The organism is Mycolicibacterium parafortuitum (assembly GCF_002086815.1).
GTDB classification, from domain to species: Bacteria; Actinomycetota; Actinomycetes; order Mycobacteriales; family Mycobacteriaceae; genus Mycobacterium; species Mycobacterium parafortuitum.
The window spans coordinates 43,641-66,555 of record NZ_MVID01000015.1; the positions used below are offsets into that span (position 1 = coordinate 43,641).

The window sequence follows — 22,915 nt, forward strand, 5'->3', positions numbered from 1 at the left end:
CCACCTTATACGCCGATGCGGCCGAGGTTGACGACACGTCGGCGCACCGCGGCGATCTCGCGCACCCCGTCGCCGAGCAGACTGCGGTGCAGCGGGGACAGTTCCGACATGGTGACGACGTCACCCGGGGTGCGCCCGGCGGCGATCTGCTCGACCTGGTGGGTCATCCGCAGCCGCTGCAGCATCGCGAACACGTCGCACAGTGTGCGGCTGTCGGCCTCGGTGAGCGCACCGGCCTGCGCGGCGGCTGCCAGCCGCGCCGGGGTGCTCGCCGAGGTCATCCCGGCCGAAAGTCCGCCCCAGCGGGCGAGGTTCACGATCGGGGTCAGCGCGTGGTTCTTCACATCGAACGTCCCGCCGCGGCGCGCCAACACATCCCGCAGCGACCATGTCCGGATCTTGCCCGCCAATGCGTCGAGCAGCTGCAGCCGCAGCGTCTCCGGGTGCTGCCGGCGGATCCGCTGGAAGGCCTCCGCCGCGGTGTGCAACGCGGCGTCACCCCACCCCACCCGCGCGTCCAACAGCAGCGACGACATGATCAGGCCACGGTCGCGCAGCGGGTCTTCGACCCACGCGTGCGCCGCGCGCGACCACTGCGACTGCGACCGCGCGAAGGCCGGCGTGGACGCGATGGCGCCGTTGCTGTCGGCCGGCAGTCCGCAGCCGTCGAGCAACCGGTGAACCTCCGCGGCGACGGACCGCAGCCGCACGTCCTGCCCGTCGAGGTCGTCGCGCCACGACAGCGCGCTGTCGACGTCCGATGACGGCATCGCCTCACGCCGCGCGATGCTGCCCAGCGTCAGCCACGCGAAGCCGTCGACGCCGGAGTTCTCGGGCCGCGCGAGAACGAGTTCGAGGGCGCGGCGGATCAGGCTGTCGATGACCACCGACAGGATCGCGCTGGTCGCCGCGGCGTTGGTGCCATTGGCGAACAGTTCGACCGCGGAGGCGGTGACCCGCTCGCCCACCTGCTGCAGCTGGGCCGAGTCACCGGCCTGCGCGATCGCGCGGCGCAGCTGGAAGCTCTGCCGCGCGGAGGCGGCCAGCAGGTCGGCATCCTCGAGGACCCCGAGCACCTCGCCGCGCGCGGTCAGCACGGGCATGTGCCGCAGACCGCATTCGAGCATCTCCATCAGCACGCTGTCGGCGGTCAGGTCGGCGGTGACGGTGCGCGCCGGTGCGCTCATCACCCGCTCGACGGCGACGTCGACCGGCAGCCCGGCCGCGACCACCTTGGTGCGCAGGTCGCGGTCGGTGAAGATGCCGAGGCCGCCGTCGGGCAGCCGGATCAACGCGCAGGACACGTGGCGCTCGGTCATCCGCACGACCACGTCGCGTACCGAATCGGTCGGCTCGACCAGCAGCGCCTCGGCACCGATGAGCCCGGCGACCGGCCTGCTGTCGACGGCGGGCGCGATCGCCGGCCGCTCCCGGCCGAGATTCCATCCCGACGCCAGGAACGCCAGCCCCGCCGGTTTCGCGAACTGGGCCCGCACCAGCGCGCCCGGCAGCTTGACCAGGGTGCTGGGCACGGTGGTGCGGGCCTCGAAATCCATTCCGGCTCCGGCCAGCAGCGGCATGTAGCCGAAGATGCCGCCCGGCGTCACGACGTCGATCAGGGAGCCGTCGCCGACCGAGCGCAACGCGACGCCGCCCTCGCACACCATCCACACCTCGTCGGGCACCCGCGCCGAATAGTCCGCGACCACCGCGGCGGCCGGGAAGCGTTCGAGTGCGGCACCGGCGGCCAGCGCCGCGAGTTCGTCCTCCGTCGCCCCCTGGAACGGGGTGTGTTCGGCCAGGAAGGCCGGCAGATCGCGGCCGTCAGGCAAGAGATCGGGGCCGTCAGGCAAGAGATCGGCGCCGTCAGGCGGTTCGGATGAGGTCGGCACACTTCTCCGCCATCGTCATCACGGTGATGTTCGGATTGACCGCAGGCAGTTTCGGCATCGCCGATGCGTCCACGACGCGCAGACCCGTCACACCCTTGACCCTCAGCTGCGGGTCGAGGACCGCCATCGGATCGCCTGCCGCTCCCATCCGGGCGGTCCCGGCCGGGTGGTACACGGTGTTGTGGCACCGGTGGATGTAGTCGAGCAGCTCGTCGTCGGTCGTCGCGGCCGGCCCGGGGGCCAGTTCCCGGGCCACCCACGGTGCCAGCGGCGCCTGCTCGGCGATCCGGCGGGCCAGCCGGACACCGGCCAGCATGATCCGCTCGTCGTAACCGTCGGGGTCGGTGAAATACCGCGGATCCACCCGGGCCCGGTCGCGGAAATCGCGCGAGCGCAGTCGCACCGTGCCCCGAGACCGGCCCTGGGTCACGTTGGGCGTCAGGCAGAATCCGTTGTCGGTGGTCGGATAGCCGTGCCGCAGCGTGTTCATGTCGAACGGCACGCTGCCGTAGTGCATCATCAGGTCCGGCTGGGCCGGGGTCCCGTCGGGCACCGGGTCGACGGTGGTGAACAGTCCGATCTCCCACCATTGTGTCGAGCTCGTGACCATCGGCTCGGCCGCTTCCCAGAACACCAGCCCCTCGACGTGGTCGTCGAGGTTGGCGCCGACCCCGGGCGAGTCGACGCGGACGTCGACACCGATCTCGCGCAGGTGCGCGGTGGGTCCGATCCCGGAGAGCATCAACAACTTCGGGGTGTCGATCGCACCGGCGGTGACGATCACCTCGCGGCGCGCCGACACCGTGTCGTAGCCGGTCAGGTCCGCGCGCTGATAGCGCACTCCCGTCGCACGGGACGCGTCGTCGAACAGGATCTCCGACACCCATGAGTCGGTGCGGACCTCGAGATTCCCGCGGGTGCCGAGGATCGGGTGCAGAAACGCCTTCGACGTCGAATTGCGGATACCGTCCTCGCCGGCGTTGATCTGGAACCAGCCGGCTCCGTTGCGAACCGTCTCACCGCGGTTGAACTTGACCGTCGGGATGCCGAGCAGCGCGGCGGACTCCAGAACCGCTGTGCCGCAAGGGTCGTCGGGTGGAACGTCACGCAGCAGCACCGTCTCGGTCAGCCGGCGGGCCAGCGGAAGCACCTCGGCGGCGCTCCAGCCGGTCGCACCCATCGCCGCCCACTCGTCGAGCGCTTCGGCAGGCGGGAGGAACGCGATGCACGAGTTGTGCGACGAACACCCGCCCAGCACCTTGGCTCTGGCGTGGCGCATGAACGAGTTGCCGCGCTCCTGCGGTTCGATCGGGTAGTCCCAGTCGTATCCGGAGTCGAGCAGCCGCATCCAGTCCGACAACACCAGGATCGCGTCGTCGTCGACGTCGGACGGTCCCGCCTCCAGCAGGCACACGGTCACGTCGGGGTCCTCGGACAACCGCGCCGCCAGCACGCACCCCGCGGTGCCGCCCCCGGCGATCACGTAATCGAATGTGCCCGAGTCACCCATCGAGCGACTCCGCGGCATGCGATTTCAAGGTCCCGATGTGATGGCGGCCCTTCACCGCGTACCACACCAGACCGGAGCCGAGGATGACCCCGATGTAGACGAACGCACCCCAGGTGTTGTACCAGGGCTCGCCGTACACCTCGGTGCGCGGCCAGGCCAGGTTCAGCGCCATCCCGACGCCCCACACCACCGCGACGATGTTCACCGGTAGGCCCCAGCGACCCATGGTGAAGTAGCCACCCTCCTTGAGATCCTTTGGCGGCCACTGCCCTTGGAGACGCTTCTTCAGCAGCGGCCCGGTCACCATCAGGTAGGCCAGGTAGATCATGATGATCGCGATCGAGGTCAACACGGTGAAGATCTGCGCGTTGCCGACGTTGAGCACCAGGATGGCCACCGCGATCACCCCGATGGTCACGGCGGGCACGATCGGCGTCTGGGTCTTCGGGTTCACGGTGGCCAGCTTCTCGCCGAACGGCAGCGCATTGTCACGCGCCATCGCGAACGTAAGGCGGATCGCCGCGGTGTGCACCGCCAGCGTGCAGACCGTCACGGCGATGACGATGCAGACCAGGAAGATCTTGCCGAGCGGTCCCCACATCACCTGCTCGACGATGTACTGCAGGCCACCGCTGCTCTCCCCGAGCTGCGGGTCCTGAAGGTTCGGCGCGGCCATCACCGCGAAAACCAGGATGCCGCCGCCGATCACGAACGACGCGAGGATCGCACGGGCGATCGCCTTGGGTGCGGTTCGTCGTGGTTCGACCGTCTCCTCCCCCAGCGAGCTGGCGGTGTCGAAGCCGTACATCACGTATCCCGAGGCCAGCGACGCGATCAGGAACGCACCGAGGAAGCCCAGGCTCTGGCCCTCACCGTATCCGTTGGTGGAGAAGAAGATCTCGGGCGTGTGCTGGACGTTGATCGCCAACAGGAACACGATGAGCACGGCGGCGATCAACTCGATGAACACGCCGCTGGAGTTGATCATCGACATCAGGCGCACTCCGAGCGCGTTCACCAGCGTGGTGAACGCGATCAGGACGGTGCCGAGCAGCACCGCGTTGGCCGCATACGACCTGGCGTCGGACCCGTCGCCGATGATCTGGAAGCCGCTCCACAGTCGCGGCAGGTTGAGTTGGTAGGCCAGCGCGACCGCGGAGATCGTCACGATCGACGCGGTGAGCATCAGCCAGCCCGACGTCCACCCGACCAGTCGGCTGGCGAGCTTCTTGCTCCAGTTGTACACCGACCCCGCCACCGGATACTTGGCGGCGAGCTCCATGAAGCACAGCGCGACGGCCATCTGCCCGACGAACACGATCGGCCACGACCACAGATAGGCCGGCCCGGCCGTGCCGAAGCCCCAGTAGAAGAGCTGGAACGTGCCGGTCAGAATCGAGATGTAGCTGACGCCCGCCGCGAAGCTGGCGAACTTCCCGATGCTGCGGTCCAGCGACTCCTTGTACCCGAAGTCCTCCATGCCGCTGTCGGCATGCGGTTGTCTGATCACCATGTCGGGCCTGTCCTTTCCCGGACGGTCTAATTTTTAAACCAGCCCGCGGCGCCGGGAGCGGTGTTGTGCCAGATGTGCTTGAGCTCTTGGTATTCCGCCAGGCCGGTGGGGCCGAGCTCGCGGCCGTTGCCCGACTTGCCGAATCCGCCCCACTCCGCCGCGGCGGTGTAGTAGCCGAAATCGTTGAGCCATACGGTCCCGTGCCGCAGCGCCCGCACCACACGTTCGCCGCGCGCCGCATCGGAGGTGCGCACCCCGGCGGCCAGACCGTATTCGGTGTCGTTGCCGAGCGCGATCGCCTCGGCTTCGGTGCCGAACCGCTCGACGGTCAGGATCGGCCCGAAGGTCTCCTCGGTGACGATGCGCATCGAGCGATCGCAGCGGTCGAAGACGGTCGGGAGGTAGAAGAAGCCGTCGGCGAGCGCGGGATCGGTGGGCCGGGCCCCTCCGGTGACAAGCTGCGCACCCTCCGAGATCCCCAGTTGCACATACTGTTCCACCTTGTCGCGGTGCTGCTCGGAGACCAGCGGCCCGGTTTCGCTGGCCGGGTCCAGGCCGTCGCCCATCGTGATCCTGGCCGCCCGCGCGGCCACCGCGGCGACGAACTCGTCGGCGATGGACTCCTCGACGATCAGCCGGGTGCCCGACGAACAGACCTGGCCCGAGTGCAGGAACACCCCGGTCAGCACGTGGTCGACGGCGGCGTCCCAACTCGAGCCGTCGTCCCCGTCCCTGATGTCGGCGAACACGATGTGCGGGTTCTTGCCGCCGAGTTCGAGCGCGACCTTGGTGACGTGTTCGGCCGCGGTCCTGGCGATGGTGCGGCCGGTGGCCAGACCGCCGGTGAACGAGATGAAGTCGACGTCGGGATTGTCGGTGAGCGCAGGCCCGAGCGTCGCGCCACTGCCCTGGATCAGGTTGACCACACCGGCAGGCACGCCGGCCTCGTCGAGCAGGCGGGCGAACGCGATCGTGGACAGCGGGGTGACCTCGCTGGGTTTGGCGACCATCGTGCATCCGGCGGCCAGCGCGGGTGCGACCTTCCACGACATCTGCAGCAGCGGGTAGTTCCACGGGGCGATCAGCACGCATACCCCGATCGGCTCGCGCACGACACGGCTGATCACGGCGGGATCGCCGACGTCGACCACCCGGTCGGCTTCGACGCCGACGAGTTTGGCGTAGTAACGGAACACCGTCGTCACGTCGTCGATGTCGATGCGGCTCTCGGCCAGTGTCTTGCCGGTGTCCACGGTTTCCAGCCGGGCCAGCGACTCCTTGTCGCGCTGAAGCAGATCCGCGACGCGATCGAGCAGCGCGGCGCGTTCGGCGGCCGTGGTGGCGCGCCACGGGCCGTCGTCGAATGCGGCGCGGGCCGCGGCCACCGCCGTCCCCGCGTCGTCCGGGGTGGCCTCGTCGACCACCGCGGCGATGCCGCCGGTGGCAGGATTGATGATGTCGCGGGTTCCGCCGTCGGAGGCATGCCGCCACGTTCCGCCGATCCACAGATCGGGTTCGCCGTCCATGTCTCTGGCCCTCTCGCGTCGTCCTACACCGCAGCCGCCAGCCTCGACAGTACCCATTCGTGGAACACGGCGAGGTGGTGTTCTGCCGGAACGAGTACCCCGCCGTTGCGGTATGCACGCGAGGACATCGCCGGCTGGGTGCGCTCGCACGCGGCGAAATCCTGTTCGTTGACCCGGTGGAACAACTCGACCGAGCGGGACATGTCCTGCCCGGAGTTCAGCACGTCGCGGGGGTAGAGCCAATCGCATTCCACCACGGTGCGATCCGCGGCCAGCGGATACATGCGGTGGAAGATCACATGGTCGGGCACCAGGTTGACGAAGACCGTCGGCTTGACGGTGATCGCGTAGTACCGCCGATCCTGATCCTCGGTCAGACCGGGCAGTCGCCCGAAGCCGGCCGCCCCGTCCACCGTGAAACCCTGTACCTGAGAACCGAATTCGGCCCCGCGTCCGACATTGGCCTGCGCCGCCACGCCTTTCGTGAACTCGGGCAGCACGCCGACCAGTTCCGGGTGGATGGAGCTGCAGTGGTAGCACTCCATGAAGTTCTCGACGATCAGTTTCCAGTTGGCCGCGACCTCGTAGACGACGCGGTGCCCGACGTCGAGCCCGCCGATGCCGTAGCGGTTGATCGCGTCGGCATCGCCGAGCGTGGCGGTGGCCTCGGCCACCACGTCCTCGAACGGCGGTGGGACGTCGGCCAGGCACACCCATGCGTAGCCGAGCCATTCGGTCAGCGCGACCGGCACCAGCCCGTAGCGCTGCCGGTCGATCGGCGATCCGGCGTCGTCGGTCAGCGTGCCGATGTTGGGCGCGGCCATCAACCGGCCGTCCAGCCCGTAGGTCCACGAGTGGTACGGGCATCGCAGGCTCCGTCTCACCTGCCCCTCGGATTCGGTACACAGTTGGGCACCGCGGTGTCGGCACACGTTGAGGAACGCCCGCAACAGCCCGTCGCGTCCGCGCACCAGCAGCACGCTCTCGCGGCCGACCTGAACCTTCCTGAACCGGCCCGGCTCGGCGAGGTCCGCCGAGCGGACCGTGCAGAACCATCTGCTCTCGAAGATGTTCGCCTGCTCGGCGGCGAAGAGGTCACCGCTGGTGTAGTAGTGGCCGGGCAGGGTGGCCAGCAGTGCGCTCATCGGGTCGTCACCAATCTGCGGGGGTCGAACAGCGAGATCGGGTGCGCCGTCGCACCGGAGATGGCGAGGTCGGCGAGGATCTCGCCGACCACGGGTACGAATTTGAAGCCGTGCCCGGAGAATCCGCACGCGACCGTCACGTGCCTGCTGTCCGGGTGCCGGGCGATCACGAAGTGCTGGTCCGGGGTGTTGGCGTACATGCACGTCGCCGAATGCACGCACGGGCCGTCGAGCGCGGGCAACAGTTCACGGACCCGGTCCCGCATCTCGCGGATCTCGTGATCGCCGACCGTGCGGTCGATCGTCTCCGGGGTGCACGGCACGCCCTTGCGGAAGAACGCGACCTTGACTCCGCCGCGCGGGCCGTCGATGGCCGGGAAGCCGTAGATCTGCATCCCGGAGGCGTTCTCGTCGATGAAGATCGGATGGTCGGCGAACGCCGCCGTGCCGCCGACGGGATCCAGCCAGTACAGCACCTGGCGCTCGACGCTGATCGGGATGCCGAACTCCGCGAGCAGTTGCGGTGCCCACGCTCCGGGGCAGATCACCACCTGCCCGGCGGTGAAGGTCCCGGTCGCGGTGCGCACCGCGACCCCGTCGGCCGTCTCCGACCAGTCCAGCACCTGTTCATCGAACCGCAGTGTGACTCCGGCCTTCTGGGCCAGGTCGAGGTGGGCTTGCACGGTCAGCTCCGGGCGGGCGAAACCGGCCTTCGCCTCGAACAGCGCGACGTCGCCGGAGTTCGGCGTGAAGTTCGGGTAGCGCGAACGGATCTCGGCGGCGTCGAGCAGTTCGTGCGGCAGATCCCATTCCCTGGCCGCGCGCAGACTGCCCGCGACGGTCAGACAGTCCGGGGGTCCGATGAACAGGCCGCCGGTCATCCGGTACACGTCGCGCCCGCTGTCGGCGGCGAGTTTCCCCCACAGCTCGTAGGAGCGCAGCAGCAGCGGCACGTAGGCGGGGTCCTCGAAATAGGACTGCCGGATGATCCGGGATCCGCCATGGCTGGAGCCCTTGTCGTGGGCCGGGGTGAACTTCTCCAACCCGAGGACCCGTTGTCCGCGCGCGGCCAGGTGGTAGGCGGCCGCGCTGCCCATCCCACCGAGCCCGATGACGATGACGTCGTAGCTCATCGACTACCTCTTGATCCGTGACATGCCCGGGTCCACGACGGGTTCGGCGTGCACCGCCGCGGTGTGGGTGGCCCCCCGGTACGCGACGGTGACCGGGTCACCGGGCCGCACGCCGGCGGGCAGCCACGCGTAGGCGACGGTGCGCCCGAGGGTGGGCGAATACCCGGCGCTGGTCACGTATCCGACGCAGTGCTCCCCCACCGACACAGGTTCCTTGCCCAGGACGGCGGCGTCGGGATCGTCGAACACGATGCTGCGCAACACCGACGCCGGCGGCGGCGCGTCACGCAGCGCGGCCTTGCCGACGAACTCGGCCTGCTTGTCGAGACGGACGGCGAACTCCAGGCCCGCGGCGGCCGGCCGGTGTTCGGTGGTCATATCGGTACCCCAACTGCGGTAACCCTTCTCGATACGCAGGCTGTTGAACGCGAGCCGGCCCGCCGGGATGATCCCGTGCGCGGCACCGGCGTCGGCCAGCAGATCCCACAGCGCAGCGCCGTATTCGGCGCTGGCGTAGATCTCCCAGCCGAGTTCGCCGACATAGGAGACCCGCATCATCGTCACCGGGATCGCGTCGAGGTGGGTGTGCAGCGCCCGGAAGTACTTGAAGCCCTCGTGGGACAGATCGTCGGGGCACAGCGGTGCGACCACGTCACGCGCCGACGGCCCCCACACCCCGACGCAGCAGGTGCCGCCGGTGATGTCGCGCAGCGTGACGTCGGCCGGCTTGTGCCGGGACAACCAGTCGAAGTCCATCGGCGAGTTCGCGCCGACCTGGAAGGTCTGCGGCGCCATCCGGGCCACGGTCAGATCGCTGCGGATTCCGCCGTCGTGGTCGAGCAGCAGGGTGTAGGTCACCGAGCCGACGCTCTTGTCGACGTTGTTGGTGGTCATCTCCTGCAGGAAGGCCGCGGCGCCCGGTCCGGCCACCTCGTAGCGGGTCAGCGGGGTCATGTCGTACATCGCCACGTGCTCGCGGGTCCAGTGCGCTTCGGCCACAGAGATCGGCGACCAGAACCGCGCCGCCCAGCCTTCTCGGTGGGGTACGGCCAGTCCGTCGTCGAAAAGCCGTTGCGCCAGTTGGGCATTGGATTCGAACCAGGCCGGCCGTTCCCAGCCGCCGCCCTCATAGAAATAGGCGCCGAGTTCGGTGTGGCGGGCATGGAACGGGCTGGTGCGCAATCCGCGCAGCGCGCTGCGGTACTGGTGCGGGTGGATGATGTCGTAGACCTCGACGAACGCCTGCGAGCTGGTCTGCATGACGAACTTCGGGCTGCGGGCCACGTCCTCGAAGCGGTACAGATCGCACTCGTGGGTGTCGATCGACGGTGTGCCGTCGACGATCCATTCGGCGGTTGCCTTGGCCACCCCGGCCGAATGGGTGACCCATACCGCCTCGGCGACCCAGAACCCCGGGAGCTCGCGGTGCTCACCCATGATCGAGAAGCCGTCGGGGGTGAACGAGAAGATGCCGTTGAAGGCCTCTTCGATCTTCGAATCATGCAGTGCGGGAAGCAGATCGGCGGCCGCAGTCCACGCGGGGGCGAAGTCCTCCTCGGTGAACGGCATCATCGACGGCATCGGCTCGCCCGCGGTGTCGGCGGACAGGGTGTCCATGTCGACCGGCATCGGCCGGTGGCTGTACGAGCCGATACCGAGACGGTCGACGTGCTCCCGGAAGTACAGGTCCTGGTCCTGGTGGCGCAGGATCGGGAGGCCGGCCTCGGCGAGTTCGGTGTTGCGTCCGACGAGTTCGGCGATCTGTCCGGTGCGCGCGTACTGGTGCGCCATCGGCACCAGCGGAAGGGTGAGCCCGACCTGCCGGGCCAGATGCGCACCCCAGAAGCCGGCGGCGCACACCACGACGTCCGCGTCGAGGTCACCGTCGGCGGTGCGCACCCCGGTGACCCGCGCGCCGTCGTCGAGGATGCCGAGCACCTCGGTGTGGGGACGGAACGTCGCTCCGCGTGCGCGGGCGCGCAGGGCCTGGGCCTCGGCGGCGCGCAGCGCCTTGGCCAGACCGTCGTCGGGGGTGTGGAATCCGCCGAGGACGCGGTCGCGGTCGATCAGCGGGTGCAGCCGCACGCATTCGGCCGGGGTGACCAGGCGGCCTTCGATCCCCCAGGACTGGGCCCAGCCGGCTTTGCGGTGCAGGTCGGCGAGGCGTTCGGGGGTGGTGGCGACTTCGAGGCCGCCGACCGGGTTGAACGCCCAGCCCCCGGGGTGGTCGAGCGCCCGGAACTTCTCGACGGTGTACCGCGCGAACGCGGACATGGTCTTGGACGGATTGGTCTGGAAGACCAGGCCGGGGGCATGCGAGGTGGAGCCGCCGGTGGCGAACAGTGGCCCGCGGTCGACGACGGTCAGATCGGTCCAGCCGCGGGCGGTCAGTTCGTCGGCCAGTGAGGTACCGACGATGCCCGCACCGATGATCACGACTTTTGGCATGGCTTGACCGCTTCCGAAGACGACGCGTTGTGAAGATTTCCCAGACAGTTGCGTATTACGCAACCTGATTCGTCATGCGCAACAACTCAACAGATCATCCATCGCCGGCGGCCACCGCGCAAGGGGTGTCAGAAAAGCAGAACGCACCCTGGCGTTTCGAGAAGCGCCAGGGTGCGTGTGAGACCGGTTCCGACTACTTGTCGGCGGCGTCCGCCGTGCCTGTGTCGGCCTTGTCAGCGTCGGCCTTGTCTGTGTCGGCCTTGTCAGCGTCGGGTTCGTCGCCGGAGTCCGGCTGCGGTAGCAGCGCCTCCAGGGCAGATCCGGTGATCCGGCGGAACGCGCGCCTCGGCCGGTTGGCGTCGAGGATCGCGACTTCCAGCGTCGCCGGGCTGAGCGTGCGGGCTTCGCTGCCGTTGCCGCCCGCGCCGAGCGCGGCCACGGCGATCCGCACCGCGTCGGCAAGATCGGCGTTCTCGGTGTAGGACTCGTTGAGCGCCGTGGAGATCGGCTCGGTGGTGCCACCCATCACCACGAAATGCGGCTCGTCGGCGATCGACCCGTCGTACGTGATCCGGTACAGCTCAGGCGGTTTCGTCTCGCCGTAGTGGGCGACCTCGGCCACGCAGAGCTCGACCTCGTAGGGTTTGGCCTGCTCGGTGAAGATGGTGCCCAGCGTCTGGGCGTACACGTTGGCGAGCTGGCGCCCGGTCACGTCGCGGCGCGAGTACGCGTAGCCCTGGGTGTCGGCGAACCGGATGCCGCCACTGCGCAGGTTGTTGAACTCGTTGAACCGGCCGACGGCGGCGAAGCCGACCCGGTCGTAGAGTTCGCTGAGCTTCTGCAGCGACCGCGACGGGTTCTCCGCGACGAACAGCACGCCGTCGGCGTAGGCCAGTGCGATCACGCTTCGGCCGCGGGCGATTCCCTTGCGTGCGAGCTCGGAACGCTCGCGCATCGCCTGCTCGGGCGAGATGAAATACGGGAAGCTCACTGCTCGTCACCTCGAACGGGCTTGGCGTCAGGACCGAAAGTATCTGCCCGGGAACGGTTCTGGATGATCGCCCGACACGTGTCGGCGATCTGCTGCTCGGAGATCTCGACGGCCCCGTCGGCGGTGATCACCACGGCCGTCGGGAAGATGCCCCGCACCAGATCCGGTCCGCCGGTGGCGGAGTCGTCGTCGGCGGCATCGTAGAGCGCCTCGATCGCGACCCGCAGCGCCGAGTCGGCGTCGGTGACCTGGGAGTACAGCTTCTTCATCGACGACTTCGCGAAGATCGAGCCGGACCCGACCGACTGGTAACCCTCTTCTTCGAGGTTGTGGCCGCCCGCGGCGTCGAAGGACACGATGCGCCCGGCGGCCTCGGGATTGGGGTCATCGAGGTCGTATCCGGCGAGCAACGGCAGCGCGACGAAACCCTGCAGTGCCGCACCGAGATTGCCGCGCACCATGGTGGCCAGCCGGTTCACCTTGCCGGGGAACGTCAGCGCCACACCTTCGAGCTTCTCGTAGTGCTCCAGTTCGACGGCGTACAGCCGCGCGAACTCGACGGCGATCGCCGCGGTGCCCGCGATGCCGGTGACCGTGTAATCGTCGGTGATGTACACCTTCTGGACGTCGCGGCTGGCGATCATGTGCCCCTGGGTGGCGCGCCGGTCACCGGCCATCACCACGCCGCCGGGGAATTTGAGCGCCACGATCGTGGTGCCGTGCGGCACCACGTCGGTGGGCGCGCCGGTCGGGTGCACCGCGCCCGGCAACAGATGCGGCGCCTGGTGACGCAGGAAATCGGAGAACGACGACAAGTTCACCCCGCCATGCGTCATGGCCGAGGACGCGCTGAAGGCGCCGGGTAAAGCGGACGGGAAGGCGGACTTATCTCGATCCGGCCAGGTCACTGTCCACCCTTCTGCACGTATGCACGGACGAAGTCCTCGGCGTTCTCCTCCAGGACGTCGTCGATCTCGTCCAGCAGGTCGTCGGTTTCTTCCGTCAGCTTCTCGCGGCGCTCCTGCCCGGCGGCCGTGCTGCCGGTGGGGTCGTCGTCTTCCCCGCCCCCGCCGCCACGCTTGGTCTGCTCCTGAGCCATTGCTGCCTCCTGGTAAGTATGGTCTCCCCACCCTACCGTCCGGTTCACGGTTTGCCGGGGATAGCTGGATCAGGTCGTCAGCTGTTCGACGAGTTCGGCTGCGCTGTCGACTGAATCCAGCAGAGCACCGACGTGAGCTTTGCTCCCGCGCAGCGGCTCCAGGGTCGGAATCCGCACCAGCGAGTCACCGCCCAGATCGAAGATCACCGAATCCCAGCTCGCCGCGGCGATGTCGGCGCCGAACCGCCTCAGGCACTCGCCGCGGAAGTACGCGCGGGTGTCGGTGGGCGGGTTCTCGACGGCGTCGAGGACCTGCTGCTCGGTGACCAGCCGCTGCATCGATCCGCGGGCCACCAGCCGGTTGTAGAGGCCCTTGTCGAGCCGGACGTCCGAGTACTGCAGGTCGACCAGGTGCAGCCGCGGCGCGTTCCAGCCCAGGTTCTCCCGGTGCCGGAAGCCCTCCAGCAGTCGCAGTTTGGCCGGCCAGTCGAGCAGGTCGGCGCACTCCATCGGATCGCGTTCCAGCAGGTCCAGGACGTGCGCCCAGGTCTCCAGCACGTGCGAGGCCCGGGGATCCGGGTCGCGGGCGTCGACGAGTTTCGCGACGCGGTCCAGGTAGATCCGCTGCAGTGCCAGCGCAGTCATCTCGCGGCCGTCGGCCAGCGCCACCGTCGCACGCAGCGACGGATCCCGCGACACCACATGCACGGCGTGCACCGGCCGGGCGAGCGCCAGATCGGTCAGTTCCAGCCCGATCTGCGGGCCCTCCTCGATCAGGTCGAGGACCAGCGAGGTGGTGCCGAGCTTCAGATAGGTCGACGTCTCGGCCAGGTTGGCATCACCGATGATCACGTGCAGCCTGCGGTACTTGTCCGCATCGGCGTGCGGTTCGTCCCGGGTGTTGATGATGCCGCGCTTGAGTGTGGTCTCCAGCCCGACCTCGACCTCGATGTAGTCGGAGCGCTGCGAGAGCTGGAAGCCGGCTTCGTCACCCGAGGGCCCGATCCCGACGCGGCCGGAGCCGGTGACGACCTGCCGCGACACCAGGAACGGCGTCAGACCCGCGATCACCGCGGAGAACGGCGTCTGGCGGCTCATCAGGTAGTTCTCGTGCGACCCGTAGGACGCGCCCTTGCCGTCGACGTTGTTCTTGTACAGCTGCAGTTTCGCGGCCCCGGGCACACTGGCGACGTGCCGGGCGGCGGCTTCCATCACCCGCTCGCCGGCCTTGTCCCAGATCACCGCGTCCATCGGGTCGGTGCATTCGGGTGCCGAGTACTCGGGGTGGGCATGGTCGACGTAGAGCCGGGCGCCGTTGGTCAGGATCATGTTGGCGGCGCCGACCTCGTCGGCGTCGACGACCGGCGGCGGGCCCGACGAGCGGCTCAGATCGAATCCGCGGGCGTCGCGCAGCGGCGACTCCACCTCGTAATCCCAGCGGGTTCGCTTGGCCCGCTGGATCCCGGCGGCGGCCGCATACGCGAGCACCGCCTGGGTGGAGGTGAGGATCGGATTCGCGGTCGGGTCGGACGGCGACGAGATGCCGTATTCGACCTCTGTTCCGATGATCCGTTGCATGGCGACCAGCCTAGAGGTCGCCGCGCCGGACGAGGTCACGAGCCCTGCGCCGTCCGGCGTGGTGAGATCTACCCGCTATGTCCGCGCAGTCCGCATCCCGCCTGGCCGCCGAGCGCTGGTTCCTGCAGCGCGGGCTGCCCGCGGTGCTGCGCCCGGGTGTGCTCGTGCAGCGCGTGTGGACCCGCTCGGCGCCCGCGCTGGCCGGGCTCGCGGTGGTGATGACGTTCTCGATGATCATCGTCGGGGTCACCGGTAAGTACACGATCGACATCGACGGCACCCCGAACCGGACCGAATGGTTCGTCCTCGCGGTGATCGTGCTGGTGCTGCCCGCCGCGGCGGTCGTGGGCTGGCTGGTCTCGCGCACCGACGACACCCGGATCCGCGCCACCGTGTCGGGGGCGTCGCTGGGCATCGCCGCGTTGGGCGGCGTGTACGCCGGTCCCAGCCCCCGGGTGTGGGTCGACATCGTCACCGAGATCGTGATCGTCGCGGTCATCGTGGTCTGCACCGCGACCGGAGCCGGCGCGATCCTGGGCTGGGCGGTCCGGATGACGCTGGCCAACCTCGCCTCGATCGGCAACCTCCTGCTCGGCGCGCTGCCGGTGATGCTGTTGACGGTGCTGGTGTTCTTCAACGGACCGGTGTGGACGATGGCGTCGACCGTGAGCAGGCCGCGGTTGTGGTTCGCGCTGCTGTTCCTGATGCTGATCGCAGGCACATTCCTGCTCTCCAGCACGATGTCGCGGGTGCGGCCGATCCTGGCGCCGGACGCCAAGCAACCCGAAGACGCCGCCCGCCTGGTCGGGACGCCGTTCGAGGCGATGCCGGACCGCCCGCGCCGCGTCGATCTGTCCCGCCCCGAACGCCTCAACGTCGGGTTCGTGCTGGCGATGTCGCAGATCGTGCAGGTGATGACGGTCTCGATCGTGACCGGGCTGCTGTTCTTCGTGCTGGGGCTGATCCTGGTCAGCCCGGAGTTGCTCGCCGCGCTGACGAACCACGGCTCCCCCGACGGCCAGTTCCTCGGTATGACGCTGCCGGTGCCCGACGCGCTGATCCAGGTGACGATGTTCCTGATCGCGCTGACGTTCATGTACCTGGCCGCCCGCGCGGTCGGCGACAAGGAGTACCGGGAGCGCTTTGTGGATCCGCTGATCGACGATCTGCGGCTCACGCTCGTCGCCCGGGACCGGTACCGGACCGTCACCGCCGATCCCGAAAATACGCAACGCGAAGGCGGAATTAGTACTCTTCGCCCATGCAACTGACCAGGTTCACCGATCTGGGGCTGCGGGCGATGATGCTCCTGGCCGCCGGCGAGTCCGCCGACAGGCGGGTCACCACCGGCCAGATCGCGGCGAACGCGGGCGCGTCGGAGAACCACATCGCCAAAGCCGTGTCCCGGTTGGTCGAACTCGGGCTGGTGGAAGCCCGCCGCGGCCGGATCGGCGGGCTGTCGCTGACCGATGCGGGCCGCACCGCGTCGGTGGGCCGGCTGGTGCGGGAACTCGAAGGCGACCGGGAGGTCGTCGACTGCCAGGGGCTGACGGCCTGCCCACTGATCGCGGCCTGCCGGCTGCGCCACGCACTGGCCCAGGCCAAGGAGGCCTTCTACCGCGAACTCGACCGCTACACCGTCACCGACCTGGCCAGGAGTCCCGCGCTGACGGTCATCGCGCTGGGCCCGCCCACCCCGGCCCGCTGAGGTGGCCGACATGCGGCAGGTGCACGAGTGGTTCCTGCACCGGGGACTGCCCCTGGTGCTGCCGCGCCGCGTCCGCGCCCGCAAGCTGGTGCAACGCTCGGCGCCGATGGTCAGCGCCGTCGGCGCGCTGACCGCGCTGACGATGCTGTTGGCGAACCTGACCGGCGACAGCCCCGACTACGGTTATGCGGCCCGGCTGGGGGTGATCGCGCTGGTGCTCATCGCGGCGCCGTTCGTGCTGGAGCTCCTGCATCGGCTCGGTACCCGTGTCGGCGAGGTGCTGCGCCGGTGGGCCGCCGTGCTGGTGATGACGATCTTCGTGGTGATCATGCCGCTGACGGTCAGCGGCTGGTCCGGCGCGGCCGCCGCCGAGACGCCGGTGTTCATCGTGATCTCGCTGATCGCGGTGTGGTTGACGTATCTCGGTTTCGGCTCGATCGCGTTGTGGGCGTTCAGGTTCGCGTGGGTTCAGCTCGGCGCGCTCGGAACGTTGATGAGCCGGGCTCTCCCGCTGCTGATGCTGACCGTCGTGGTGTATTTCACCGGCGAGCTGTGGCAGCTGTCTGCCCGCATGTCGCGCGAAAGGCTTTGGCAGACCATCGGTTTCCTGAGCCTGGTAGCGCTGCTGTTCATGGTGGCCACGATCCGCGACGAGGTCGCGGCGCTGCGCCAGGACCGGTCCGAGCGCGAGGATTCCACCGCGCTGCTGGCAGGCACCCCGTTGGCGGCCACCCCTACCGGTCCCGTCGCGCGCACCCCGCTGTCGCTGGCCGAACAGGCGAACGTGGTCGCGGTGATGGTTGTCGCGCAGGCGATCCAGGTGGTGCTGTTCACCGCCGGACTGTTCGGGTTCTTCCTCGCCCTCGGCCTGATCGCCATTCCCGACGATGTCACGGTGCTGTGGGCGAGCGAGCAGAGCTGCGCGGTGGGCGTACCGCCCTGTGCGGGAACGTGGTTCGGCATCCACATCCCGGTCCCGCAGACGGTGGTACACACCTCGCTGTTCGTGGCGGTGCTGTCGGGGCTGTACTTCACCGTCAGCACCAGCGTCGACCCGCTGTACCGGCAGAGGTTCTTCGACCCGCTGATCGCCGACGTCGCAGTAAGCTTGGCGGGCCGTGACGCCTATCTGGAGGTTCAGCGATGAGCACCGTGTTCGGTGAACGCTATGGTGAGGTCCTGCTGGTGCGCATCGGCGCCACCGGTCCGGAAGCCACCGTGTACAACACCTTTCCGCTCAACGACTGCCCCGCCGAACTGTGGGCCAAGCTCGACGCTCAGGCCATCGCCGCCGAACACGGTGCCGCGGCCGCACTGCTCAACGGCCCCCGCTACTGGTTGATGAGCCGCATCGAGAAAGACGGCGGCACCGAGACACCGCGGGAGACCTTCGGCGGTATCGAAATGCTGCAGCAGGCCACCGTGTCGCTGTCATCGATGAATCCGGGCCCCTATTCGGTCAACGAGGTGGACCGGAAGGCGGTGTTCGTCTACGACTCCGGCACAACGGTTTTCGAACTCGTCGACCCGGACGGCCGCCGGTGGGTGATGCAGACCTACAGCCAGACCGTCGACCCCGGCCTGACCTTGGACGACCTCACCGCACTCGGCGACCGGCTGAACCTGCCCGACGGCTGGAGCTATCGAGCGCAGACGCTGGAGCAGCCGCTGCGGGCGGACACCTCGACTCGGAAAGCCAGTGTGCTGCAGGACGATCTGGCCAACAGCTACTCGCTACTCACCTGACGGGCACTCGCCGGGCCGGGCCACGATGAGCGTCGGCGGGGTGTCGTCGGGGATGATGGTCCCGGCCGACGGCGCCTGCGCGCACACCTCCCAGTTGGTCAGGTTCTCCTGCTCGAACGGCGGACCCTCGGCGGTGGTGGTGGCGGGCTCGACGACACCTTCGCTGGCCGCCAGCACCGCATTGCGGGCATCCTGCAGGACCTGACCCGTCACGTCGGGCATCACCCACTGGTCGGCGGCCGCCGGCGCCGCCCCCACGATCGCGGCGGCGGTGAGCAGCGGCGCCGCCCCCAGCACACGCACAGCCTGCTTCTTCATGGCACTTCTCCAGGGTCGCTGAGTACTACCTTCTTCGAAGGTACGCCTGTGCGGCCCTGGCCGAACCGGGTTCGAAGCTACAGGTACTGGCCCAGGTTGGACTCGGTGTCGATCGCGCGGCTGGCCGACGAACTCTTGCCGGTGACCAGCGTGCGGATGTAGACGATCCGCTCACCCTTCTTGCCCGAGATCCTGGCCCAGTCGTCCGGGTTGGTCGTGTTGGGCAGGTCCTCGTTCTCGGCGAACTCGTCGACGATCGAGTCGAGCAGATGCTGGATCCGAAGACCCCGCTGCCCGGTCTCCAGCACCGACTTGATCGCGTACTTCTTGGCCCGGTCGACGACGTTCTGGATCATCGCACCGGAGTTGAAGTCCTTGAAGTACATGACCTCTTTGTCACCGTTGGCGTAGGTGACCTCCAGGAACCGGTTCTCGTCGATCTCGGCGTACATCCGGTCCACGACCCGCTCGATCATCGCCTTGATGGTCAGCCCGCGGTCGCCGTTGAACTCGGCGAGGTCGTCGGCGTGCACCGGCAGTTCCTCGGTCAGGTACTTGGAGAAGATGTCCATCGCCGACTCGGCGTCCGGCCGCTCGATCTTGATCTTGACGTCCAGGCGGCCGGGCCGCAGGATCGCCGGGTCGATCATGTCCTCGCGGTTGGAGGCGCCGATCACGATGACGTTCTCCAGGCCTTCGACACCGTCGATCTCACTGAGAAGCTGCGGCACCACGGTGGTTTCGACATCGGAGCTCACGCCGGTGCCGCGGGTGCGGAAGATCGAGTCCATCTCGTCGAAGAACACGATCACCGGGGTGCCCTCGGAGGCCTTCTCCCGGGCGCGCTGGAAGATCAGCCGGATGTGACGCTCGGTCTCACCGACGAACTTGTTCAGCAGCTCGGGGCCCTTGATGTTGAGGAAGTAGCTCTTGGCCTCGCGGGCGTCGTCGCCGCGGACCTCGGCCATCTTCTTGGCCAGCGAGTTGGCCACCGCCTTGGCGATCAGCGTCTTGCCGCATCCCGGCGGCCCGTAGAGCAGCACACCCTTCGGCGGGCGCAGCGAGTACTCGCGGTAGAGCTCCTTGTGCAGGAACGGCAGCTCGACCGCGTCGCGGATCTGCTCGATCTGGCGGCCGAGACCGCCGATGTCGCTGTAGCTGACGTCGGGGACCTCTTCGAGCACCAGGTCCTCGACCTCAGCCTTGGGCACCCGCTCGAACGCGTAGCCGGCCTTGGTGTCGACCAGCAGCGAGTCGCCGGGACGCAGCCGGCGAGGCCGATCGTCGTTGCCGCTGTCGTCCTCCTCCTGCTCGTCGGGCAGGTTCTCCGCGGCGACCAGCGGCTCGGCCAGCCAGACGATGCGCTCCTCGTCGGCGTGGCCCACCACCAGGGCGCGCCGGCCGTCGGCCAGGATCTCGCGCAGCGTGCTGATCTCACCGACCGACTCGAAGTGACCGGCCTCGACCACGGTCAGCGCCTCGTTGAGACGCACCGTCTGGCCCTGCTTGAGGGTCTTGGTGTCGATGTTCGGGGAGCAGGTCAGGCGCATCTTGCGGCCCGAGGTGAACACGTCGACGGTGTCGTCCTCCTGGACGGCCAGCAGCACGCCGTAGCCGCTGGGCGGCTGGCCCAGCCGGTCGACCTCCTCGCGCAGCGCCAGCAACTGCTGGCGCGCCTCTTTGAGGGTGTCCATCAGTTTCGCGTTACGCGCGGCCAGCGAGTCGATACGCGCTTCGAGCTGGTGGACGTCACGGGTACGCGCGCCGCCGGACCCGGCGGAGTTCTCCAGTTGGTCGCGCAGGAGCGCGGCCTCGCGCCGCAGCTGTTCGAGTTCTGCCGCATCTTCGCTGGACAGGTGGCTTTCAGGGGACGTTCCAAAGGCTTCAGGGCCGTCGCTGGCTTCTGGACGCTCGGACTCACTCATGCTGAGCTCCTTTCGCACACCCGATGTTGGTGCGGTAACAACTTCAAAGCTACCGGCGATTCAGACATTGTGTGTGCTCTGGGAATTCGACACACCAGCGACCCTGTTAGCCTCTGTAGATCAGTTCGTCCGAACGGAAGGACCGCCGTGACCCTGAAATCCCTCGTTACCAGCTTGACCGCTGGAGCAGCAGCCGCCGCATTCGTCGGAGCTGCGGCTGCGGGTGTGACCTCCATTGCAGCGGGCGCGGGAATCGCGTCTGCGTCACCGGTCCTCAACGCTCCTGTTCCGGCCGCACCGGCCCCCGAACTCGAAGGCGCACTCGTATCGACGCTGAGCGCGCTGTCCGGGCCGGGCTCGTTCGCGGGCGGTAAGGCCAGCTTCATCCAGGGTGGCCTGGGCCGGATCGAGGCCCGCGTGGCCGACAGCGGCTACGCCAACGCCGCGGCCCAGGGGTACTTCCCGCTGAACTTCACCGTCGCCGACATCGACCAGAACGGCCCGGTGGTGACCGCCAACGTCACCGCGGCAGCCGCGAGCGGCGCCGTGGCGACCCAGCCGCTGACCTTCATCGCAGGCCCGAGCCCGACCGGCTGGCAGCTGTCGAAGCAGTCGGCGATGGCCCTGATGTCCGCGGTGGGTTGATCTCCCGCACCCCCTTCGTCCGCAGCGCCGCCACACTCGTTGTGGCGGCGTTCGGCGTGAGTGGGTGCGGTCAGTCCGACCATCCGGCGGCCACCCCGTTCACTCCGCCACCGTCTGCCACGACGACGCCGCGCCCCGAACCGATCCCGGACTCCCCCGGCGGTCCGCCGCTGCCCCCGGCCGCGGCGCTGACCGACGTGATGGCCCGGCTCACCGACCCGGCGGTGCCCGGCATGGAAAAAATCTCGCTGATCGAACAGGGCACCGCCGCCGAAGGGGCCGGGCTGGACCGGTTCGTCGTCGCGCTGCGCGACAACGGGTCGTACCCATTGACGTTCGAGGCGCATGACCTCGCGTGGTCGCAGTCCGCGCCCGGGCACGTTCTCGCCACCGTGGTGATCCGGCCCGCCGATCGGCAGCGCGGCGAGTTCAGCTATCCGCTGGAGTTCGCGCCTGCCGGGCCGTCGTGGCAGCTGACCCGCGATACCGCCGATCTGCTGCTCAGCGTGGACGACCCGCCGAGGTGAGCATGTGGATCGGGTGGATGGAGTTCGACATCCTGCTCGGCGATGTGCGGTCGTTGAAGCAGAAACGTTCGGCGGTCCGGCCGGTCATCGCCGAGCTGACCCGCCGGTTCGGGGTGTCGGCCGCCGAGACCGCCACACAGGATCTGCATCGGCGCGCCGGAATTGGCATCGCCCTGGTCGCCGCGGACCGGGCCCACGTGGTCGACGTCCTCGACACGGCCGAGCGGCTGGTCGCCGCGCGGCCCGAGTTCGACCTGCTGTCCACCCGGCGGGGGCTGGCGAAGAGCACCGACGAGGACTGACGCACCCCCTCCCACGACCCCTTCGGGAACCGCTAGGTGAGTCGTTTCTTGCGCAGTGGCACCGGCGCGACCGCGCCGGGCGCCAGCCGGCGGGCGCTGATCAGGAACGCGGTGTGGCCGCGCATCGAATGCTCGGGGCGCACCGCCAGCCCGACCACGTGCCAGCCGCGCTGCATGCTCTCCCAGGCCCGCGGCTCGGTCCAGCACTGCTGTTCACGCAGCGCCTCGACGGTCTTCGACAGCTGGGTGACGGTGGCGACGTAGATCATCAGCACCCCGCCGGGGACGAGCGCGTCGGCGACGGTGCCGAGGATCTCCCACGGCGCCAGCATGTCGAGCACGACGCGGTCGACCTGGGGTCCGGAGTACTCGGCCAGATCGGCGATCACCAGGTCCCAGTTCGCCGGCGCCTCGCCGAAGAACGTCTCGACGTTGCGCCGCGCGTGCTCGGCGTGGTCGTCACGCACCTCGTAGGACGTCACATGCCCGTCAGGCCCCACGGCGCGCAGCAGCGAGCACGTCAGCGCCCCCGAACCGGCGCCGGCCTCCAGCACCCGCGCCCCGGGGAAGATGTCGCCCTCGTGCACGATCTGGGCCGCGTCCTTCGGGTAGACCACCTGGGCGCCGCGCGGCATCGACATCACGTAGTCGACCAGCAGCGGACGCAGCACCAGGAACTGGTCACCGTTGGTGGACTTGATCACGCTGCCTTCCGGCAGGCCGACCACGTCGTCGAGGGCGATGATGCCGCGATGGGTGTGGAACTCGCCGCCCGGCTTGAGCAGCATCGTGTAGCGCCTGCCCTTGGCGTCGGTGAGCTGCACACGATCGCCTACTGCAAAGGGGCCTGTTCTGCGCACAGTTGTCCAGCCTGCCAAAGGACGCCACACCGTGCGCGCCCGGGTTGGG

The 22,915-nt window shown here is 68.7% G+C and carries 21 protein-coding genes; 7 read left to right on the forward strand and 14 right to left on the reverse strand.

Going from position 1 to position 22,915, the window contains the following annotated elements:
* Nucleotides 1-5 precede the first annotated feature (5 nt).
* From BST38_RS16675 to dop, 11 genes are all read right to left on the reverse strand, one after another.
* Nucleotides 6-1,892 (reverse strand): putative nucleotidyltransferase substrate binding domain-containing protein, encoded by a 1,887-nt coding sequence (locus BST38_RS16675; RefSeq protein ID WP_420872543.1) that lies wholly within the window; start codon nt 1,890-1,892, stop codon nt 6-8.
* A complete protein-coding gene (locus tag BST38_RS16680; RefSeq protein ID WP_083144463.1) occupies nt 1,867-3,402 on the reverse strand; it encodes a GMC family oxidoreductase in 1,536 nt (511 codons plus the stop codon). Before BST38_RS16680 ends, BST38_RS16675 begins: the two co-directional genes overlap by 26 nt.
* Nucleotides 3,395-4,915 carry an APC family permease gene (locus tag BST38_RS16685; RefSeq protein ID WP_083144464.1) on the reverse strand — a complete coding sequence of 507 codons (1,521 nt, stop codon included), beginning with the start codon at nt 4,913-4,915 and terminating at the stop codon, nt 3,395-3,397. The genes BST38_RS16680 and BST38_RS16685 overlap by 8 nt, the downstream gene beginning before the upstream one ends.
* Nucleotides 4,916-4,941: 26 nt before the next feature.
* The gene (locus BST38_RS16690; protein ID WP_083144465.1) at nt 4,942-6,441 is read right to left on the reverse strand and encodes an aldehyde dehydrogenase family protein; all 1,500 of its coding nucleotides are present in this window, start codon (nt 6,439-6,441) and stop codon (nt 4,942-4,944) included.
* A 23-nt stretch (nt 6,442-6,464) separates the two neighbouring features.
* The gene (locus tag BST38_RS16695; RefSeq protein ID WP_083144466.1) at nt 6,465-7,586 is read right to left on the reverse strand and encodes an aromatic ring-hydroxylating oxygenase subunit alpha; all 1,122 of its coding nucleotides are present in this window, start codon (nt 7,584-7,586) and stop codon (nt 6,465-6,467) included.
* Nucleotides 7,583-8,719 carry an N-methyl-L-tryptophan oxidase gene (gene solA, locus BST38_RS16700; RefSeq protein WP_083144467.1) on the reverse strand — a complete coding sequence of 379 codons (1,137 nt, stop codon included), beginning with the start codon at nt 8,717-8,719 and terminating at the stop codon, nt 7,583-7,585. Before solA ends, BST38_RS16695 begins: the two co-directional genes overlap by 4 nt.
* A 3-nt stretch (nt 8,720-8,722) precedes the next feature.
* Nucleotides 8,723-11,167 (reverse strand): GcvT family protein, encoded by a 2,445-nt coding sequence (locus tag BST38_RS16705; RefSeq protein WP_083144468.1) that lies wholly within the window; start codon nt 11,165-11,167, stop codon nt 8,723-8,725.
* 193 nt (nt 11,168-11,360) lie between these two features.
* Complete coding sequence (prcA, locus tag BST38_RS16710; RefSeq protein WP_083144469.1) at nt 11,361-12,158, reverse strand: proteasome subunit alpha; 798 nt, start codon at nt 12,156-12,158, stop codon at nt 11,361-11,363.
* The gene (gene prcB, locus BST38_RS16715) at nt 12,155-13,066 is read right to left on the reverse strand and encodes a proteasome subunit beta (protein ID WP_083144470.1); all 912 of its coding nucleotides are present in this window, start codon (nt 13,064-13,066) and stop codon (nt 12,155-12,157) included. The genes prcA and prcB overlap by 4 nt, the downstream gene beginning before the upstream one ends.
* On the reverse strand, nt 13,063-13,257 hold the full coding sequence (locus BST38_RS16720) for a ubiquitin-like protein Pup (protein WP_011893953.1): 195 nt from the start codon (nt 13,255-13,257) through the stop codon (nt 13,063-13,065). Before BST38_RS16720 ends, prcB begins: the two co-directional genes overlap by 4 nt.
* 69 nt (nt 13,258-13,326) lie before the next feature.
* On the reverse strand, nt 13,327-14,835 hold the full coding sequence (dop, locus tag BST38_RS16725) for a depupylase/deamidase Dop (protein WP_083144471.1): 1,509 nt from the start codon (nt 14,833-14,835) through the stop codon (nt 13,327-13,329).
* 77 nt (nt 14,836-14,912) lie between these two features.
* On the opposite strand from dop, the gene BST38_RS16730 reads away from it, so the two are divergent.
* From BST38_RS16730 to BST38_RS16745, 4 genes are read left to right on the forward strand one after another with little or no spacing between them, the layout of a single operon-like run.
* Nucleotides 14,913-16,106 carry a hypothetical protein gene (locus tag BST38_RS16730; RefSeq protein WP_083144472.1) on the forward strand — a complete coding sequence of 398 codons (1,194 nt, stop codon included), beginning with the start codon at nt 14,913-14,915 and terminating at the stop codon, nt 16,104-16,106.
* Nucleotides 16,097-16,543 (forward strand): RrF2 family transcriptional regulator, encoded by a 447-nt coding sequence (locus BST38_RS16735; RefSeq protein WP_083144473.1) that lies wholly within the window; start codon nt 16,097-16,099, stop codon nt 16,541-16,543. Before BST38_RS16730 ends, BST38_RS16735 begins: the two co-directional genes overlap by 10 nt.
* A 10-nt stretch (nt 16,544-16,553) precedes the next feature.
* Nucleotides 16,554-17,690, forward strand: coding sequence for a hypothetical protein (locus BST38_RS16740; RefSeq protein WP_083144528.1), 1,137 nt, complete (start codon nt 16,554-16,556; stop codon nt 17,688-17,690).
* The gene (locus BST38_RS16745) at nt 17,687-18,289 is read left to right on the forward strand and encodes a hypothetical protein (protein ID WP_083144474.1); all 603 of its coding nucleotides are present in this window, start codon (nt 17,687-17,689) and stop codon (nt 18,287-18,289) included. Before BST38_RS16740 ends, BST38_RS16745 begins: the two co-directional genes overlap by 4 nt.
* On the opposite strand, the gene BST38_RS16750 is transcribed toward BST38_RS16745, so the two are convergent.
* Both BST38_RS16750 and arc read right to left on the reverse strand, forming a co-directional pair.
* On the reverse strand, nt 18,278-18,607 hold the full coding sequence (locus tag BST38_RS16750) for a PASTA domain-containing protein (RefSeq protein ID WP_083144475.1): 330 nt from the start codon (nt 18,605-18,607) through the stop codon (nt 18,278-18,280). The genes BST38_RS16745 and BST38_RS16750 overlap by 12 nt on opposite strands.
* A 77-nt stretch (nt 18,608-18,684) precedes the next feature.
* Complete coding sequence (gene arc / locus BST38_RS16755) at nt 18,685-20,532, reverse strand: proteasome ATPase (protein WP_083144529.1); 1,848 nt, start codon at nt 20,530-20,532, stop codon at nt 18,685-18,687.
* Between the two features lie 147 nt (nt 20,533-20,679).
* On the opposite strand from arc, the gene BST38_RS16760 reads away from it, so the two are divergent.
* From BST38_RS16760 to BST38_RS16770, 3 genes are read left to right on the forward strand one after another with little or no spacing between them, the layout of a single operon-like run.
* Nucleotides 20,680-21,177, forward strand: a complete 498-nt coding sequence (locus tag BST38_RS16760; protein ID WP_083144476.1) for an MTB12 family secreted protein — start codon at nt 20,680-20,682, stop codon at nt 21,175-21,177.
* Nucleotides 21,174-21,704: a lipoprotein LppK gene (gene lppK / locus BST38_RS16765; RefSeq protein WP_181792052.1), complete on the forward strand. Its 531-nt coding sequence runs from the start codon at nt 21,174-21,176 to the stop codon at nt 21,702-21,704. Before BST38_RS16760 ends, lppK begins: the two co-directional genes overlap by 4 nt.
* Before the next feature lie 2 nt (nt 21,705-21,706).
* Nucleotides 21,707-22,006 carry a DUF503 domain-containing protein gene (locus tag BST38_RS16770; RefSeq protein ID WP_083144477.1) on the forward strand — a complete coding sequence of 100 codons (300 nt, stop codon included), beginning with the start codon at nt 21,707-21,709 and terminating at the stop codon, nt 22,004-22,006.
* Nucleotides 22,007-22,038: 32 nt separating this feature from the next.
* On the opposite strand, the gene BST38_RS16775 is transcribed toward BST38_RS16770, so the two are convergent.
* Nucleotides 22,039-22,866, reverse strand: coding sequence for a tRNA (adenine-N1)-methyltransferase (locus BST38_RS16775; protein WP_083144478.1), 828 nt, complete (start codon nt 22,864-22,866; stop codon nt 22,039-22,041).
* Nucleotides 22,867-22,915 lie beyond the last annotated feature (49 nt).